This window comes from Tabrizicola sp. (genome assembly GCF_036781545.1).
Classification (GTDB): Bacteria; Pseudomonadota; Alphaproteobacteria; order Rhodobacterales; family Rhodobacteraceae; genus Tabrizicola.
Map to the genome: position 1 here is coordinate 1 of NZ_DAIQAT010000267.1, position 2,531 is coordinate 2,531.

The 2,531-nt window shown below is 67.6% G+C and carries 2 protein-coding genes and 1 pseudogene; 1 reads left to right on the forward strand and 2 read right to left on the reverse strand.

Annotated elements, in window-relative coordinates; genetic code table 11:
- Both V7Q39_RS20475 and bhcA read right to left on the reverse strand, forming a co-directional pair.
- Positions 1-164, reverse strand: a pseudogene (locus V7Q39_RS20475) (threonine/serine dehydratase); the annotation flags it as partial.
- 9 nt (positions 165-173) lie between these two features.
- Positions 174-1,364, reverse strand: a complete 1,191-nt coding sequence (bhcA, locus tag V7Q39_RS20480) for an L-aspartate--glyoxylate aminotransferase BhcA (RefSeq protein ID WP_333818453.1) — start codon at positions 1,362-1,364, stop codon at positions 174-176.
- Between the two features lie 152 nt (positions 1,365-1,516).
- On the opposite strand from bhcA, the gene bhcR reads away from it, so the two are divergent.
- Positions 1,517-2,329 carry an HTH-type transcriptional regulator BhcR gene (gene bhcR / locus V7Q39_RS20485; RefSeq protein WP_333818455.1) on the forward strand — a complete coding sequence of 271 codons (813 nt, stop codon included), beginning with the start codon at positions 1,517-1,519 and terminating at the stop codon, positions 2,327-2,329.
- The last annotated feature ends 202 nt before the right edge of the window (positions 2,330-2,531 follow it).

The window sequence follows — 2,531 nt, forward strand, 5'->3', positions numbered from 1 at the left end:
CGCACCTTGAAGGCGCCGGGTTCCTGGAAGTTCTCGCATTTGAAGAACAGCTGCGCGCCGCTGAGGTCGTTCAGATAGTCCGAGGTCCTGACCGGCGTGCGGCGGATATGGGGGCGGATGCGCTCATGCGCGGCCAGCATGTCGTTGTAGGTAGGGATCTGCATCTGACGTCCTCACTCCGCCGCCAGCGCCATGGCCGGGACCGTCCCGCGATAATAGTCCTGCGCCGCCGCCACGCCCGAGCCCAGCTTCACCGGCCAGCCGAGGTCGGCCATGCACATCTCGGCGACGGCGAGGCCGGACAGCACCAGCGCCTCGGTCAGCATCCCCAGATGGCCGATGCGGAAGACCTTGCCAGCGACTTCACCCAGCCCCACGCCGAAGGCCATGCCGTATTTCGAGGCCGCCAGTTGCACCAGCGCCGTGCCGTCGCAGCCCTCGGGCACCCGCACCGCGGTCACCGTGTCGGAATAGAGGTCGGGCGAGGCCGCATAGGGCGCCATGCCCCAGGCGAAGACCGCGCGGCGCACGCCCTCGGCCAGCCGGTGGTGGCGGGCGTAGACATTGTCCAGCCCCTCGCCTTCCAGGAGGTCGATGGAATGGGCCAGACCCGCGATCAGGCCCACGGCGGGGGTATAGGGATAGCCGCCGCGGGCATAGGCGGCCAGCATGTCCTTGAAATCGAAGAAGGTCCGCGGCAGCCGCGCCGTCTCCATCGCGGCAAGCGCTTTCGGCGAGACGCCAAGGATCGCAAGGCCCGCCGGCAGCATGAAGCCCTTCTGGCTGCCCGCCACCGCGATATCCACGCCCCAGCCCGCGAAGTCGAACGGCATGGACGCAATCGAGGACACCCCGTCGACGAACAGCATCGCCGGATGGCCCGCCGCGTCCAGCGCCCGGCGGATGCCCGCGATATCGGACTTCACCCCCGTCGCCGTCTCGTTATGCGTCGCCAGCACCGCCTTGATGTGATGCGTCTTGTCGGCGCGGAGGACTTTCTCGATCGCGGCCAGCGGCGCGCCTTCGCCCCAGGGGGTCTCGATGATCTCGACATCCAGCTTGTGCCGCTGGCACAGGTCGATCCAGCGGTGGCTGAACATGCCGAACCGCGCCGCCAGCACCGTGTCGCCGGGCGAAAGCGTGTTGCTGATCGCCGCCTCCCAGCCGCCGGTGCCGGTGGAGGGGATCACGATGATCTCGCCCTGATCCATCTTCAGCACCCGCCGCACGCCTTCCACCGCCGGCTTGAACAGCCGCGCGAAAGCGGGCGAGCGGTGGTCGAGCGTCGGCATGTCGCAGGCCTTGCGCACCGACTCCGGCATGTTGGTGGGGCCCGGAATGAAAACGGGGTTCTGCATGGACATCGGGCAACTCCCTGAAAGACTGCCCGGAAAAGCTACGCCCCGCGGCCAATCCGCGCAATTTTTTCGAAAAGATTTTTCACTATCGCAAAGCCATGCTAATCCCCAGTCCAGTCAATACCTTGCGCTTTTTCACGCCTTTGGAGGCAAATGACATGGCACAGAAACCCCGCGGCCGCCCGAAGGCCTTTCACGACAAGACCGACCAGAACACCGTTCAGGCGCTGGACCGGGGGCTCGACATCCTGACCCATGTCGCCCTGAACCCCGGCCACACCCTGTCCGAGATCGCCGAGGAGACCGGCGAAGCCATCGCCACCGTCTTCCGCGCCCTTGTCACCCTGCAAGGCCATGGCATGGTCGAGGTCGAGGAGCCGGGCCAGTTCTGGCACATCGGCCCCGGTGCCTTCCGCGTCGGCTCGGCCTTCCTGCGCCGGACGAAGGTGGTGGAACGCGCGCGGCAGCCGATGGACCAGCTCATGCGCGAAACCGGGGAAACCGCGAACCTCGGCATCGAGGTCAAGGACGAGGTCTTCTTCGTCGCCCAGGTCGAAACCTACGAGGCGATCCGCGCCTTCTTCCCGCCCGGCACCCGGGCGCCGATGCATTCCTCCGGCATCGGCAAGGCGCTGCTCGCCTGGTATCCCGAGGAAAAGACACGCGGCATCATCGCCCGGCGCGGGCTCGAGAAGTTCACCTCGCTGACCCTGACCGGCGACAGCGCCCTTCTGCGCGACCTCAACCGCACGCGGGACCGGGGTTTTTCCATCGACGACCAGGAACGCGCCGAGGGGATGCGCTGCGTCGCCGCGCCGATCTTCAACACCCATGGCGAGCCGGTGGCGGGCCTGTCCGTCTCCGGCCCCGCCTTCCGCATGGGGCTTTCGGATGCGACCCGGATCGGCGCGCTGGTCCGGGCGGCGGCGGATCAGGTGACAGAGGCGACGGGCGGCAGCCAACCCGAATGACGGTTTCGACATGGGCCGGTCGGTCGGGGGCCAGACGACAGCCGCCGACCGGCTAGAGAGGCATGGAAACCGCCGCGGGGACCGACCAGATGCCGAAGCCCAACCTTCTGATCCTGATGGTCGACCAGCTGAACGGCACGCTCTTCCCCGACGGCCCGGCGGATTTCCTGCACGCCCCGAACCTGAAGCGCCTCGCCGCCCG

Excerpts from the sequence above, each read along its gene's own strand:
- bhcR (WP_333818455.1), top strand. The coding sequence starts at position 1,517 with ATGGCACAGAAACCCCGCGGCCGCCCGAAGGCCTTTCACGACAAGACC.
- bhcA (WP_333818453.1), bottom strand. The coding sequence starts at position 1,364 with ATGTCCATGCAGAACCCCGTTTTCATTCCGGGCCCCACCAACATGCCG.